Source organism: Paenibacillus sp. YIM B09110 (genome assembly GCF_037167145.1).
Taxonomy (GTDB): domain Bacteria; phylum Bacillota; class Bacilli; order Paenibacillales; family Paenibacillaceae; genus Pristimantibacillus.
Window position 1 is genome coordinate 42,900 of the sequence record NZ_JBANSP010000011.1, and the last position, 15,646, is coordinate 58,545.

General features: G+C 51.4%; 12 protein-coding genes and 1 other annotated feature (1 of these 13 running past the window's edge). Of the genes, 10 read left to right on the top strand and 2 right to left on the bottom strand.

The genetic code is table 11. The annotated features are described in order from the left end of the window. Positions 1-210 (top strand) — a binding site (T-box leader) (it extends 9 nt beyond the left edge of the window). Positions 211-311: 101 nt separating this feature from the next. After that, positions 312-2,750, top strand: a complete 2,439-nt coding sequence (leuS, locus tag V8F51_RS17245) for a leucine--tRNA ligase (RefSeq protein WP_337101552.1) — start codon at positions 312-314, stop codon at positions 2,748-2,750. 55 nt (positions 2,751-2,805) lie between these two features. Here leuS and comER read toward each other — a convergent pair whose 3' ends face one another. Next, positions 2,806-3,645: a late competence protein ComER gene (comER, locus tag V8F51_RS17250; protein WP_337101553.1), complete on the bottom strand. Its 840-nt coding sequence runs from the start codon at positions 3,643-3,645 to the stop codon at positions 2,806-2,808. A 135-nt stretch (positions 3,646-3,780) separates the two neighbouring features. On the opposite strand from comER, the gene V8F51_RS17255 reads away from it, so the two are divergent. The 7 genes from V8F51_RS17255 to holA all read left to right on the top strand — a co-directional run bounded on the left by V8F51_RS17255 (position 3,781) and on the right by holA (position 12,536). Then, a complete protein-coding gene (locus V8F51_RS17255) occupies positions 3,781-4,323 on the top strand; it encodes a ComEA family DNA-binding protein (protein ID WP_337101554.1) in 543 nt (180 codons plus the stop codon). Between the two features lie 113 nt (positions 4,324-4,436). Next, complete coding sequence (locus V8F51_RS17260) at positions 4,437-5,735, top strand: homocysteine synthase (protein ID WP_337101555.1); 1,299 nt, start codon at positions 4,437-4,439, stop codon at positions 5,733-5,735. Positions 5,736-5,823: 88 nt separating this feature from the next. After that, entirely contained in the window at positions 5,824-6,354 is a 531-nt protein-coding gene (locus V8F51_RS17265) for a deoxycytidylate deaminase (protein WP_337101556.1), read from the top strand. Between the two features lie 123 nt (positions 6,355-6,477). Then, positions 6,478-9,132: a ComEC/Rec2 family competence protein gene (locus tag V8F51_RS17270; RefSeq protein WP_337101557.1), complete on the top strand. Its 2,655-nt coding sequence runs from the start codon at positions 6,478-6,480 to the stop codon at positions 9,130-9,132. Between the two features lie 376 nt (positions 9,133-9,508). Then, positions 9,509-10,057 (top strand): RNA polymerase sigma factor, encoded by a 549-nt coding sequence (locus V8F51_RS17275; RefSeq protein ID WP_337101558.1) that lies wholly within the window; start codon positions 9,509-9,511, stop codon positions 10,055-10,057. Positions 10,058-10,071: 14 nt separating this feature from the next. Continuing rightward, positions 10,072-11,133 (top strand): anti-sigma factor family protein, encoded by a 1,062-nt coding sequence (locus V8F51_RS17280; RefSeq protein WP_337101772.1) that lies wholly within the window; start codon positions 10,072-10,074, stop codon positions 11,131-11,133. Positions 11,134-11,561: 428 nt separating this feature from the next. After that, positions 11,562-12,536 carry a DNA polymerase III subunit delta gene (holA, locus tag V8F51_RS17285; RefSeq protein WP_442956451.1) on the top strand — a complete coding sequence of 325 codons (975 nt, stop codon included), beginning with the start codon at positions 11,562-11,564 and terminating at the stop codon, positions 12,534-12,536. Positions 12,537-12,665: 129 nt separating this feature from the next. On the opposite strand, the gene rpsT is transcribed toward holA, so the two are convergent. Beyond that, a complete protein-coding gene (gene rpsT, locus V8F51_RS17290; RefSeq protein ID WP_337101560.1) occupies positions 12,666-12,938 on the bottom strand; it encodes a 30S ribosomal protein S20 in 273 nt (90 codons plus the stop codon). 208 nt (positions 12,939-13,146) lie between these two features. Between rpsT and gpr the strand changes: the two genes are divergently transcribed. After that, on the top strand, positions 13,147-14,151 hold the full coding sequence (gene gpr, locus V8F51_RS17295) for a GPR endopeptidase (RefSeq protein ID WP_337101561.1): 1,005 nt from the start codon (positions 13,147-13,149) through the stop codon (positions 14,149-14,151). Positions 14,152-14,348: 197 nt separating this feature from the next. Next, the gene (gene spoIIP, locus V8F51_RS17300) at positions 14,349-15,614 is read left to right on the top strand and encodes a stage II sporulation protein P (protein WP_337101562.1); all 1,266 of its coding nucleotides are present in this window, start codon (positions 14,349-14,351) and stop codon (positions 15,612-15,614) included. The last annotated feature ends 32 nt before the right edge of the window (positions 15,615-15,646 follow it).

Genomic DNA, 15,646 nt, shown 5'->3' on the forward strand with positions numbered 1-15,646 from the left:
TTGAAGAGGAGCAGTACTTTCGCAAAGCAAGGCCTAGAGAGCCGGTGTAAGGGTGTAAGCCGGACCTGCTGCGAAACGAATCTCGCCTTGGAGCTGTGCGTTATCCATACGCGCCGTCTGGCCTGCGATAAAGGCGACAAGTGAGCACAGGCAAAGCATGCCCGTCGCTAACTAGGGTGGTACCACGGGAGCACAACTCTCGTCCCTAGCGTAATACGCTAGGGGCGGGAGTTTTTTTATTGCAATCTAAGCCTAACCTTGGATTGAGCGCTTAATCGTGAGTAAGTTTAACTTTGTAGGAGGAATAGATGATGAGTCAGGAGCAGCAATTTCACGGCTACAACCCGCTTGTTGTAGAGCCGAAGTGGCAGCAATATTGGGATAAGAACAAGACGTTCCAAACGAAGGAAGAGCAAGGCAAACCTAAATTTTACGCACTCGACATGTTCCCGTATCCATCTGGAGCAGGCTTGCATGTAGGCCATCCAGAAGGTTATACAGCAACAGATATCGTATCCCGCTACAAGCGCATGCAGGGCTATAATGTCCTTCATCCGATGGGCTGGGACGCTTTCGGCTTGCCGGCCGAGCAGCACGCGCTCGATACAGGCCAGCATCCAAGAGACATTACGTTCAAAAATATCGACAACTTCCGCCGTCAGATCAAATCGCTAGGCTTCTCCTATGATTGGGATCGCGAGTTCAGCACGACGGACCCGGATTATTATAAATGGACGCAGTGGATTTTCATCCAATTGTACAATCGCGGACTTGCTTATGTAGCAGAGGTTCCGGTCAACTGGTGTCCGGCGCTTGGCACCGTTCTTGCTAATGAGGAAGTCATCGACGGCCTAAGCGAACGCGGCGGTCATCCGGTTATTCGTAAGCCGATGCGTCAATGGATTCTGAGAATTACCGAGTACGCGGAGCGTTTGCTTGAAGATCTGGAAGAGCTGGATTGGACGGAAAGCATTAAAGATATGCAGCGCAACTGGATTGGCAAGTCGACGGGCGCGGAAGTGACGTTCGCGATTGACGGCCATAAGGACTCGCTCGTTGTGTTCACGACGCGTCCTGACACGCTGTTCGGCGCTACGTATTGCGTGCTTGCACCTGAGCATGAGCTGGTAGCTTCCATTACGACAGCCGACCAGAAGGCTGCTGTTGAAGCATATCAAGACGCTGCTGCTCGCAAAAGCGATTTGGAGCGTACAGATTTGGCGAAGGACAAGACAGGCGTATTCACAGGCGCTTATGCGATCAATCCGGTGAGTGGAGCTAAGACGCCGATCTGGATTGCCGATTACGTGCTTGCAGGCTACGGCACGGGAGCAATTATGGCGGTACCTGGTCATGACGTACGCGACTGGGAGTTTGCGAAGCAGTTCGGGCTGCCGATTATCGAGGTTGTCGAAGGCGGAGACGTGACGAAAGAAGCTTATGCTGGAGACGGCGCGCATGTTAACTCCGAATTCATTAACGGTCTGAACAATGAAGAGGCAATTGCCACAATGATTAAGCATTTACAAGAGACTGGCAAAGGCCAAGGGAAAGTGACATATCGCCTGCGCGACTGGCTGTTCAGCCGTCAACGCTACTGGGGCGAGCCGATTCCGATTCTCCATCTGGAGGACGGAACGATGAAGCCTGTCCCTGAGGATCAGCTGCCGCTGTTGCTGCCTGATGTCGATGCGATCAAGCCGTCCGGAACGGGCGAATCGCCGCTGGCGAACGTCACTGAATGGGTCAATACAATTGATCCTGAGACGGGGATGAATGCTCGCCGCGAGACGAACACGATGCCGCAATGGGCAGGCAGCTGCTGGTATTACTTGCGCTTCATCGATCCTAAGAACGAGAACGAGATTTGTTCCAAGGAGAAGCAGAAGGAATGGCTGCCGGTCGACCTGTATATCGGCGGCGCCGAGCATGCGGTGCTTCACTTGCTGTATGCGCGCTTCTGGCATAAAGTGTTGTACGATATTGGCGTTGTCGATACGAAGGAGCCGTTCCACAAGCTCGTTAACCAAGGGATGATTCTTGGTACGAACAATGAGAAGATGTCCAAATCGCGCGGCAATGTCATTAACCCGGACGATATCGTAGGCGAGTTCGGCGCAGATACGCTTCGCATGTACGAAATGTTCATGGGTCCGCTTGAAGCGACGAAGCCGTGGAATACGAACGGGGTTGAAGGCACGTACCGTTTCTTGAGCCGCGTATGGCGCCTGTTCATTAACGAGGACGGCAGCTTGAGCGCGAAAATAACGGATGGCGATACTAGCGATGCGTTTAAGCGCACATGGCATCGTTCGATTAAGAAGGTAACCGAGGATTACGAAAACCTACGCTTCAATACGGTCATTAGCCAGTTGATGATCTTCGTAAACGAAGCCTACAAGACGGAAGTGCTTCCGCGTGAGGCGATGGCGCAGTTCTTGCAAATGCTGTCACCGATCGCTCCGCATATTGCGGAAGAGTTGTGGGAGAAGCTTGGACGCGCGGAGACGATTACGTATTCCGATTGGCCGAAGTACGAGGAAGCTTGGACGGTCGATCAAGAGGTAGAAATTGTCGTTCAAGTGAATGGCAAGATCGTAGAACGCGTCTCGATCGCTGCCGATACAGAAACAGACGAGATGGAACGCCTGGCAAAGGAGCTCGAGAAGGTTCAAGAGCTGATCGCAGGCAAAACCGTTCGCAAAGTGGTTGCTGTTAAAGGCAAGCTTGTTAACATCGTAGCCAACTAATACGAATACAGCCGCAAAACTTCGAAGAGGTGAGCGGGCTTTAGCTGAAGCACAGCTATTGCCCGTTCACCTCTTCGCTCATAAATGAGGCGGAAACCTTTACTAGATCGTCCTTATACTTATTATGTGTCGTACGAATAAGCTCATTGAACATGCCGCCTGTCTCACGCTTCAAGTATTCCAGTGCTTGCGCCGTTATTCCGCCTGGTACGGCGACCTTCTCCTGCACGTCGGCAGGCGTTAATCCGCCCTCCGTCAGCAGCAAGCCGGTTCCGAGGATCATCGCGCTTGCGACCTTTCGCGCTTCTTCACGGGCGATCCCTGTTTCTTCGACTGCAGCTTCGATGAATTGCTCCAGCAGGAAAGTAAAGAAGGCTGGACCGCAGCTCGATAAATCTGACACGATTCGCGTATGGGATTCTTGAATGCGAAGCGGTTCGCTAATGTAGGCGAGGAGTTGTTCAAGCTTCGTTTTATCCGCCTCGTTCATTCGTTTGCCATAGATGCATAACGTGGCGCCGCTCGATACTTGGTTCGTAATGCTTGGAATGACTTTTGCGATTTTGCAGTCCAGTTCGTCTTCGAGCTGGGCGATCAGCACGGGACTCGTGATGGACACGATGATTTGACTGGGATGGACGATGTGCTTCAAATCGTCGACCGCTTTCTTGAACTCATGAGGCTTGATGCATAAAAAAACAATTTCGCTGCCGCAAGCAACCGCAGCATTCGTCGTCTCTGCTGTCATGCCGGAGTAACGGTCAGCCAAAGCTTGCGCCTTTGCAAAGGTGCGGTTGCTAATAACAATTTGTGCAGGCGAAAGCGCGCCCGATGCGATAAAAGCCTCAATCAGCAGGCTTCCCATCGTTCCCGTCCCGATAAATCCGACATTCATGCGGAGCCCCCCTAAGCATAAGCCGCGTTTTGCGTACTCTCTTACCATATTCTGCATGACTTGTTCCATATGCACGCAATTAAGATAACAGAAACTTCTGGTTAATATATGAAAATAAAGAGGAGCTGTTGCGTAATGCAAAAAAAGTATGCTCGTGTGGAGATGAAGCTATGGCTGCCGGCGGCGGTTTGTCTAGCAGCGGCAGCGGTTTTGCTCGTCGCGGCATTCACTCAGCCTAAACAGGATAACCGTGAACAATGGACTCCATTGAATGACGAGGTGGAGCTTGCTTTGAAGGAGTTGGAGCTGGATGCTTCAACGAGCGGTGAGGAGGCGGCAGGTTCAAATAATGATGCAGGCGGGGCTCATGAGGGTGAGGAGATACGGGCTGTGAGCGACGAAGCAGGGAAGACGGGTAGCGTAGCTGATGCTGATGTTGCACAAGCGGACAGCGAACTAATTATTGAAGAAGACCATACGGGCAAGCTTGATATCAACCGCGCGACCGCAGAAGAGCTGGATGAATTGAAAGGAATCGGACCTGCTAAGGCGCAGGCTATTGTCGAAGATAGGGAGAAGAATGGTTCTTTTGCCACGGTAAATGATCTGCTCAGAGTGCGAGGAATAGGCGAAAAGCTGCTTGCGGGCATGAAAGAGGGCATTGTGGCTCGTCCATGATTGTGAGATAATGGAAGGAAGCGGTTGCAGCAGGAGTCTGAAGCTGACGAAGCAGGTATCCGGCTTTGACCGTAGTGCCATTATCATTTACTTTTATAGGAGGCGTTAATTAGATGTCTGAACAACGCAAGCTCTCACTTGATACGGTAGCCGTCCACGGAGGCCAACAAATCGATCCAACCACAATGTCGCGCGCAGTACCGATTTACCAAACGACGTCGTACGGATTTAGAGATACAGATCACGCAGCAAGCTTATTCTCTTTGCAGGAATTCGGCAACATTTATACTCGTCTTATGAACCCGACATCGGACGTATTCGAGAAGCGCGTAGCTGAGCTCGAAGGCGCACCGGCAGCGCTCGCGGTCGCATCCGGCCAGTCTGCTATTACTTATGCGCTGCTGAACATTGCAGGCGCCGGTGACGAGATCGTCTCTGCGACAAGCCTGTACGGCGGTACATACAACCTGTTCTCCACGACGCTTCCGAAGCTTGGCATTACAGTCAAATTCGTAGATCCTTCGAATCCGGAGAACTTCCGCGCAGCGATTACAGAGCGCACGAAAGCCGTATATGCGGAGACGATCGGCAATCCGAAGGGCGATATTATCGACCTGGAAGCTGTTGCGGCGATCGCGCATGAGAACGGCATTCCGTTCATCGTGGACAATACGTTCCCAAGTCCTTACCTATGCCGTCCAATTGAACACGGCGTCGATATCGTTGTCCATTCCGCTACGAAGTTCATTGGCGGTCACGGTACATCGATTGGCGGCGTTATCGTCGACGGAGGCAAGTTCGATTGGAAGGCAAGCGGCAAGTTCCCTGGCCTTACCGAACCGGATCCAAGCTATCATGGCGTAGTCTATACGGATGCGGTTGGTCCGATAGCTTATATTATTAAAGCTCGCGTACAGCTGCTTCGCGATATGGGCGCGGCACTATCGCCATTCAACTCGTTCCTGTTGCTGCAAGGACTTGAGACACTGCATTTGCGTATGGAGCGCCATAGCTCGAATGCTCAGCAGGTGGCCGAGTTCCTAGAGGCTCATGAGTCGGTTGAATGGGTGAATTACCCGGGTCTTCCAACCCATCCATCCTATGAGTTGGCGCAGAAGTATTTGCCGAAGGGCAAAGGCGCTATTCTTACATTCGGAATTAAAGGCGGCGTAGAAGCCGGCAAGAAAGTGATCAACTCCGTCAAGCTGTTCTCGCATCTCGCTAACGTCGGCGACTCGAAGTCGCTTATCATTCATCCGGCAAGTACGACGCACCAGCAACTGTCGGCCGATGAGCAGAATGCAGCAGGCGTTGCGCCGGGCATGATTCGCTTGTCGATCGGCACGGAAGGCATCGACGATATTTTGGCAGACCTAAGTCAGGCGCTTACGCTTAGCCAACAAGGTGCGTAAGACGATATCGTAATATAACGGCACATAGTCAAGCTTACAGCATGAAAGATAGAAGCAGCATGAGCAAGAGAGAGGAAGAAAATGAACAATGTTGAAGGAAACACAAGAAACTGCCCGTAAAGATTGGGATACGTATTTCATGGATATCGCCTACATGGTGTCAACGCGATCGCGCTGTCCAAGAAGACATGTAGGAGCCGTGCTCGTGCAGGGCAAGAAGCTGCTCGGGACTGCTTATAACGGTGCGCCAATGGGCGTACACGATTGCCTGGAAGAGGGCTGTATGATCGCAGAAGAGATCGAGATGAAGCTCGTGGACGGCAAGGAGCAGGTTGTGAAGAAGCAGCGCTGCATTCGGACCATACATGCCGAGCAAAATCTCCTCCTGTTCACCGATCGTGCAGATCGCGAAGGGTCGGTCGTCTACGTGACGGATCAGCCGTGCTGGACGTGCGCGAATATGCTTGCCAATAGCGGTATCGTAGAGATTGTATATCATCGCAGCTATCCGAAGGACAGTGAGAAAGTCGCTGCGCTAATGGAACAGAAGGGAATTGTGTTTCGCAGCTTGGATCAGTTCGATCCGCCGGCTCAAGCTCAGATGGAAATTACATTGTAGTAAATCGTATTTCAATATTAAAGTGGCAGAGGAAGAACCTCCGCTTGCATCTTTTTTTTGATGCTGGCGGGGGTTCTTTTTGTTGTTTTACTGCGATAATGCAGGTGGGAAGGGGGGAGAGGGATGAACAGGAGGCCGCTTATATGGTTTGTGCTATTTTATGTGTGCGGCAGCGCGGCTGCCGCGGGACTTAGCGCGCAAGGCGCCGTATATGCCGGCGGGGCGGCCTTGTTCGCGGCCGCAGCTTGCGTGTTGTTAGGGAAGGCGTCGCCGAGACTGGCGATCGCCTGCTTGCTCGCGGCGGGGCTTGCGGCAGGAGAGCGTCTATGGGCGGATGCCCATAACGTGACGGGGCTGCCGGAGCTGCTGGCCGCCGCCGAGGCGGAAGGGCCGCGAGCCTCTTACGAGGCGGAAGCGGAGGGGATTATCGTGTCGGTCGTAGAGGTCGACGGCGACCGGGTCAGCTTCCGCGTCAGGACGGAACGTCTGCGCGTGAAGGGGGATGCGAAGCCGCGAGCCGTGCGCGAGCGGCTGATCGTTCAGGTGCGGCTGGCGGAGCAGCCGGAGCAAGCTGCTGCCGCGGGCTGGAAGCGCGGCGACAAGGTCGTGATTAGCGGCGAGCTGGCGCAGCCGGCCGCAGCAACGAATAGCGGCGGCTTCGACTACCGCCGCTATCTTCGCAGCCAGCGTATCCACTGGCTGCTTAAGGTCAAGGGCGCCGCCTCCGTCAAGGCGTCGGCGGGCCCAGCCTGGACCGCGGCCGCCATGCTCGGCCGCATCGATGCCGTGCGCGACAGCCTCGGCGCACGGATGAACGCCCTGTACCCGTCCGACCAGTCCGGGTACATGAAGGGTCTCGTCCTCGGCATCCGCGAGGACCTCGACCCGCAGCAGTTCCAGCAATTCTCGCGTCTTGGTCTGACGCATATATTGGCAATTTCAGGACTGCATGTCGCGGTGTTCCTCTACGCGCTTGGAGGACTGCTGCGGCTCGCAAGGCTGACGCGCGAGCGAACGCTGCTGCTGCTCATGATTGCCGTACCGCTATATGTCCTGCTCTCCGGCGCATCGCCATCCGTCGTGCGAGCCGGACTTATGGCGATGCTGGGCCTGCTTGCAGCGCGGCTGGGCAAGCTTAAGGACGGGCTGCATCTGCTGGCGGCAGCCGCTTTGGTAATGCTGATCTACGATCCCTATTTCCTCGAGAATGTAAGCTTCCAGTTGTCTTTCATTGTCACGATAGGGCTAATACTCGGTGTAAATCCAGTGCGCAAGGCGATGCCTGAGTGGCGCAGGGGCAAGGCGCTGCTTGACCTTGCGGCAGTGACGCTCGTCGCACAGCTTGTATCGTTTCCAATATCGATCTATTACTTTAACCAATTTCATCTATTGTCGCTACCAGCCAATTTCATTCTCGTCCCGTTTATTAGCTTTGTCGTCATGCCGATAGGTGCTGGAGCGCTCATTATCAGCCTGTTATGGGAGGACGGCGGTAAGACGCTCGCTTATTTGTCCCACTATGCCAACGACTGGACGTTCGCACTTGTCGAGAAGTTAGCAGCGGTCGATAGTCTTCGCACGATCTGGGCGAGCCCGCCGTTATGGTGGGTTGCTGCTTGGCTGGCGGCACTGTGCTTAACGTTTCATTGGCTTAATCAGCGCGTTCGTCATCAGGTCAATGAAGACAATCCAATAGATCAGATAACAGATCGGTTGGTTGCACCCACGATTCCGCTCACTGCGGGCACTTCGAACTTTGTCGGGCTTCCCGATCCGTTAATCGAGTTACGACAACGCTTTAACCTGTCAACGAGAAGGGAAGAACATGCAGTTGGGGAAGTGCTTCGCAAAGTGTACAAGCCTCTTGTAATGATAATGGTTATAGGAACCCTCTTATTTTTGGCGTACGATCCCGAGCGATGGGATAACAACGCGAAGATCAGCGTCATCGATGTGGGACAAGGGGATGCCATCCATATTAGAACGCCTGAAGGCAAGCATTTGCTTATCGACGGGGGCGGTACTTTATCTTTCGTGAAGGCAGGCGAAGAATGGCGAACGAGAAGCGATCCTTTCGAGGTGGGACGCAAGCTTCTTGTACCGCTTCTAATGAAGCGAGGCGTACGGGAAATTGACATTCTTGTGATGACTCATCTTGACAGCGATCATATAAGGGGACTGCAGGCAGTGGTTGAATCGATTCCCGTCAAAAGCATTTGGTGGAATGGAACAGTCAAGCAAGCTGAGGACGCAGAGAAGCTTATTCAGACAGCGATTGACAAGTCCATCCCAATGTACCGCGTTAATGCGGGAATGGAGATGAATGTTGATGACAGTACGAATGTTCAAGTGTTATGGCCGCCGCAACAATCGAATGACGTTATCGAAGTGCAGCAGGAGCAGAATGAGCTAAGCGTCGTCTTGTCCCTTCGAATCTACGAGCATTTATTCGTTATGTCCGGCGATATAAATGCATCTACGGAGCACTCGATTATCGACCTGATGCGCCAAACCAACCATACCATTGACCCAATCGATCGTGCAGCTGTATTGAAAATCGCTCATCATGGCAGCAGGTTCTCGACAAGCGATGAATGGCTTCGTTATTGGCGGCCAATTGGTGCGGCAGCTTCGGTTGGAGCAACGAACAGCTACGGTCACCCGCATCCAGACGTACTTGCCAAACTTGCTGCGGCTGGAGCTCGGCTATGGCGAACCGACCTGGACGGAGAGATCCAATTCTCCATAACGGAGAAAGGACTATTTGTTGGGAATTAGCGTTGGTCATGACTCTAAGGCATAGCTGCTGAAAGTCATTATATTAGCCCCGCTCATCGAGCAGAGGGCTTATTGGCGTTTGTAAATGCAAGCGGATCATCGCATTTCTATATACGGACAACGGAATATTTGGTATCCTTTAATGTGGAGTTGTCTGTCATGAAACTTTTCTAATAATTCTTAGTATATAAATTAGCGTATACAGCTGCAATCGAACTCTGACTGTGGGCTCTTAATTGCCGCAGTATAATGGCGATTAGAAGCTAATTAAAGGTGAACTTCATATTTCTTAATATTTCTTAAGAATTCTTAAAAAAAATTGCAACTTTTAATGCAACCGCCTCGTCAGAGAGGTTGCAAGAGAGGGGGATCCTTCGTGGTGGAGCCGGACCTCATACGAGCCGCTCAGTCGGGAGATCGCGACGCTTTAATAACTCTATTGCGCGAGATTGAAACCCATGTTTATCGGACAGCCTATTATATATTGAATAACGAGCAGGACGCTATGGATGCGGCCCAGGAGGCGCTTATACGCATCTATACGAAGATCAGCTCTTATGAAGAGAAGGCTCAATTCAAGACATGGATTCAACGAATCGTGACAAACATATGTATCGATAAATTTCGAAGGAATAAGCCGACGGTATCGATTGACGAGCATGAGATGGTTTTTCACGAGAAGCAGAATGTAGAGGACGAGGTCATGTCCGCATATGCGGTACAAGACATTCGGTCCGCGATCGAGAAGCTTCCCGAGCATCATCGGGCTGTCGTCGTGCTACGTTATTTGCAGGATTTTTCGTACAACGAAATTGCCGATTCACTCGATTTGCCGCTCAATACGGTGAAGTCTTATTTGTTTAGAGCTAGGCAGCAACTGCAAACTTTACTCCATGATTATCAGAAAGGTGGTGTCCGGGGATGAATTGTCAAGAGGTGATGGATTTAATGCACAGGCAACTAGATGGCGATCTCGACGAGAGCGAGTACAGCGTCTTGATAGATCATACTAGACATTGTCCGGACTGTGCAGCAATGTATGATAGACTTCAGTTGCTGTCCGCCGAACTTACTAGTTTGCCTAAGGTTGTTCCGAGCTATAGCTTAGTCGATGCGATATTGCCAGAGCTTCAGCGTTTGGACCTGGAAGAGCGTAGCGATTCGATGCATGACGTTCATAAGGTTGAAGTTGAACAGGGGCAGAGTAAAGTAGCAGCTCGTCGGTTGGCTCGCAGCCGACGTCTTCCATCGCTTCGGTATGTGGGCGGGATCATAGCGGCAGGCGTCGTCGCCGGCTTATTCATTATTGGCTATAACGCAGGAATCGGTCCGAGCTTCGACAACGACAGTGCGAATTCGATGACTGCTCAAGAATCGGCTTCTAATGACACATTGGACATTGCGCAACAAAGCGAAGTATATAGCATGAAATCGGACCAAAAAATAGAGCAGGACGCGTCTGCTCCCGAAGAGAGCATCGAATCATTTGGTGATTCAGATGGCGGTGCTCAGCCTAGTGTTCGCACGCAAGGAAATGAAGGAGCACCTGCAGCAGGTGCTCCAGACGAGTTAGACGAAGAAACGAGCTCAGGTGAAGTCGGCAAACAACCGATACCTGAATCCGATCCGGAAATGGAGACGTCTAACGCCCTGGAAAGCGGAGCGTTAAGCGGCGACGGAATGAGCAATAAGTCCGGAACCGACACCTTTACATCTACGCCGGGCACTCAAGGAATTATGAGCGAAGTGCCGGTTGCGATTACTGCCATTTCACCTAATGGAGAATGGCAAGCGGTCGCGGAAGGTTTTAAGGTGAAGATATTTAAAGCAGCGGATCAATCGCTTCTGTTCGAGACAGACCGAAAGAACGGCAAGCTTGCCGGGCTCGTTTGGTCAGACGACAATACCGTGCTGAACTATGAAGTACAGTTGGAACAAGGCGCTATTGAGAAATATGTTATAGACGTGAAGGCGGGAAGCGACGCGAAGGCGCAACATTAATTTGCGGGTATTCGCACACTATCCCGAAGTTTTGCGTATAGTATAAGCAACGAGCAACCATTGCAAGCTGGCGAGAGCATGACGAACGTATGACCAACCGTAGGGCGGTACCATGGACCTGCCTGCGGCTGTTTATATAGATGTTCGGCAAGCTGGGTCGGGCTGACTGTTAACGGAGTAGGGCATCCGGATAATAGTGAGAACCGGGTCATGTTGAGGGATAAGCGTTGTTTGTTTCATGAATCAGCTCTTATCTTTGGACAAAGGGATGTAGCCTTCTGACGGCACATCCCTTTGTTGCCGTCTATTCTAAGTCATAGTGTGCCGAGCAGAGATTAAGGACATCATTGGGAAGGCGGTGAATACGATTGGATCCGAAGGAAGCGTTAAAGGAAATTAAGGGAGGCCGTTTCAGACCCATCTATGTATTGTACGGTAAGGACCGTTATCGCGTTCAGCATTTTATTGATACGTTGTCGGACAAGCTGTTTACGTCTGATGAGAGGGAGCTTGGCATCGTTAAATTCGATACCGCCGAGTCATCGATTGAGGAAGCCGTATTGGAAGCGGAGACGCTGCCTTTCTTTGTGCCGCGCAAGCTCGTGTTAATTCGCGATATGAATGTGTTTGCCGCTGGCGGCAAAGAAGGCGGCAAGATTGAGCATAAGCCCGAGAAGCTGTTGCAGTACATAGAGAATCCCTCCGAAACGTCGGTTATTGTGGTAAGCGTGCATGCGGAGAAGTTGGATGAACGCCGCAAGTTAGTGAAGACACTAAAGGATCGCCATTCGCTAATCGCTTTTCCAGAGCTGGACGCGGCGCAATTGAAGCAATGGATGATCAAGCGTGCAGCTGAGCAGCAGAGAACTCTCGAGTCAGATGCAGCCGATCTTCTCTTCATGCGGACAGGCGCCAATATGCAGCAGCTGGCGCAAGAGGTAGACAAGCTTTGTCTGCATGCTGGAGCAGGGGGAACGATTACCGCTGAAGAAGCGTCGATGCTTACTGCGGCAACGGCCGAAGAGGATGTGTTCGCGCTTGTCGAAGCTATCGCTGAGCTGCGTATCGACCGTGCGCTCCGTATGTATCGCGAGCTGCTCATCAGGCGGGAGGAGCCGATTAAGATTGCGGCGCTCATCGCAAGGCAGCTCCGTATTATGCTGCAGATTAAGGAGCTTGAGCAGCACCAGTATTCGCCGCAGCAGATGGCGGGGCAGCTCGGCCTGCATCCTTATGCGGTGAAGCTGTCAGCGGAGAAGAGCCGCAAGTTCCAAACAGCAAGACTTGGACAACTGCTCGCGTCGTTAGCCGACTTGGATTATAAAATGAAGACCGGGGCCATTGACAAGACATTAGGACTTGAATTGTACTTGCTATCATTAGGACTTGAGCAGAGAGCGTAGTCGCGACGTTGCGGCGGCGCTGCTGCTCTTTTTTAAACTCAAACTGAGTTTCCCTCTATTTCATGTAACACAAAAAACGGCTTCACCGTTCGCTAAGCGATCGATGAAGCCGTTTCAACTTGGCTGTTATTAAGCTTGTGCCGACAAGGCATTCAGCTTTTTAGCAAGGCGCGATTTTTTGCGGGAAGCCGCATTTTTATGAATCAGGCCTTTCGTAGCTGCTTTGTCCAATTTTTTGGTAGCAGCGATCAATGCAGCTTTAGCTGCGTTAACGTCAGTGCCAGCAATTGCTTGGTCAGCAGATTTAACGGCCGAACGAAGTGCGGATTTTTGGGATGCGTTCAAAGCACGGCGTTTTTCGCTTGTTTTGACGCGTTTAATTGCGGATTTAATGTTTGGCATGGAATTCACCTCCTAAACTGTTCACAACGGTAAATATCTAGATAACACAACTTAAAATATATTATCATGCAGGTTGCCAAAAAGCAATAGTAACCAATGCGAGGTCTTGACGTCAATAGGATGCAGCCTAAGAAATCAAAGTATGAAAATGATCTCATTGCAAACAATAACGAAAGTACATACGTACGCAAGAAGGGAGCACCGAACAATGAGTGAGCTTGATCTGCAACAATATAATATTCGAACCGACTTGGCGCTGGAAGCGAAAGAAATGGCGGAAACGCCGGGCGGCGGGCCGATACCCGGCATTGTCTCCGAGGTAACGGAGGATAAAGGCATTACGATTACGCAGCTGCATGTGCAGAATGAGCAGGGCTCGCAAGCTATCGGCAAAATGCAAGGCCAATACGTCACAATCGAGGTGCCTGAACTGCGCAATCAGGATACGGAGCTTCAAGATCGAGTGGCAACGGCGTTCGCCAAACATTTCGAGAAGTTTCTAGAGCGGCTCGGTATTAACAAGATGGCCAAAGTGCTGATTGTCGGCTTAGGCAATTGGAATGTTACGCCCGATGCGCTCGGTCCGCTAGTCGTCGAGAACGTTATGGTTACTCGGCATTACTTTGAATTAATGCCCGATCAAGTCGCGCCGGGCTATCGTCCCGTTAGCGCGATCGCGCCAGGTGTACTCGGCATAACTGGCATCGAGTCAAGCGAGATCGTACAAGGGATCGTGGAGCGCTCTAAACCTGATCTTGTAATTGCGATCGACGCTTTGGCGTCTAAAGCGATTGAACGGGTAAATACGACGATTCAAATTGCGGATACGGGCATTCATCCCGGCTCCGGCATAGGCAATAAGCGCAAAGGGCTGACGAAAGAAATATTGGGCGTGCCTGTCATCGCGATCGGCGTACCGACCGTCGTGTACGCCTCGACCATCGTCAACAATACGCTCGAGATGATGAGATCCCATATCGAGACGCAGAAGGGCGATTCGAATCATATTTTCGGAGTCATGAACCAGTTGCCCGAACAAGAGCGGCTTCAGCTTGTAAAGGAAGTTCTGAGTCCGCTTGGCCATGATCTGCTAGTTACCCCGAAGGAGATAGACCAATTTATCGAGGATATTGCCAACATTATCGCAAGCGGACTCAACGCTTCGCTCCATGATGCGGTGGATACCGATAATGTGGCAGCCTATACGCATTAAGGTTCACATGTGACGCCCCGGTCTTGGCTGGGACGTCCTTTTTTGCATTCCTACCTTTTTGCATCCAACTATACTCTCCCAATCCAAATCTACGAGATTGCAACCAACAAACTGCTTCTCTAGTGGTTCTATGAACTTGGCGGCGATCATAGATTAATAGTAGCTAACGGACATTTAAGGCGGGAGGAATACAAGTGATGAAACGAACGATGATGCTGCTGGATTTCGGGAAAGAAAGCAGGCGGATACGAAATTTGCTGGTGACGGGGCGCACGTTTGCGCTTCTTTCATTTAGCTCGACCTTATTTTTTATTTTGATAGGATTAGCGGGCATGGCTCATCAGCAATCGACGGCCGATCCGGTTAATTCAATGAAAGGCTTCGCTGCATCGGTATCTAGCGGCTTCTTTGGGGACATGCTAGAGATGGAGATGCCTGCATTCCAGAGCAGCGGTGAATCAGGCTCGCTCTCGAGCAAGCAAATTAGCAAATTTCTCATTCGTGCGTTAACCGATATTAATCCGAATGATCCGAAAAGTCTTCTGGCGGGGGAATTGCCGGGTATGAGCGCGAATGACGCATTCCTAATTCGGCAAGGTATTGGCACGGACACCGCAATCGGACCGGAAGACAATACGCCAATCTTATCCGAGCCTAACACGGGCACAAGTATTGGTTCTGAAGGCTCTGAGGGCTCCGAAGGCTCTGAAGGCGCAACCGATCCTGGACCTCTACCAACAACGCCTGCAACCGATGCTCCTTCGCAAGGTCCTGGAGACGAGCCGTCAGAGCCAACGACAGGCGGCGAAAACGTTGTCTTCATCTATCACTCGCATAATCGTGAATCATGGTTCCCTGAATTGACGGAGAAGATGAAGGATCCGAACTCCACGACGACTAATATCACTTTGGTCGGCAAGAGACTCGCGGATAAATTGGAGGAAGAAGGCGTCGGCGCGCTGCACAGCAAGACCGACTACCCGACCGCGATTAAGGATTATCGTTGGGAGCTATCCTACAAATATTCGATGAAGACAGTGAAAGAAGCGATTGCGAGCAGCAAGAAGCTTAAGTTTTTTTTCGATCTGCATCGCGATTCGCAGAAGCGTAAATATACGACGATTGATATTAAGGGCAAAAGTTATGCTCAGGTGTATTTTATAATCGGTCACAAAAATCCGAACTGGAAAGAAAACGAAGAGTTCGCTACGCAAATCCATGAAGCGCTGGAGAAAAAGTATCCTGGCATTTCGCGCGGCATTTGGGGCAAGACAGCGGCTACGGGCAATGGGGAATATAACCAATCGCTCGCCTCGGACAGCGTGCTAATCGAGATCGGCGGTGTAGATAATACGCTTGAGGAATCTTACCGCACGGCAGATGCGCTTGCGGAAGTCATTGGCGAGATCTACTGGGAAGATGCGAAGGTAACAGCTCCTAATACAAAGGGCAATGCAAGCTAGCCATTATGAACGAGTGGAAGGGAAGAATGAGC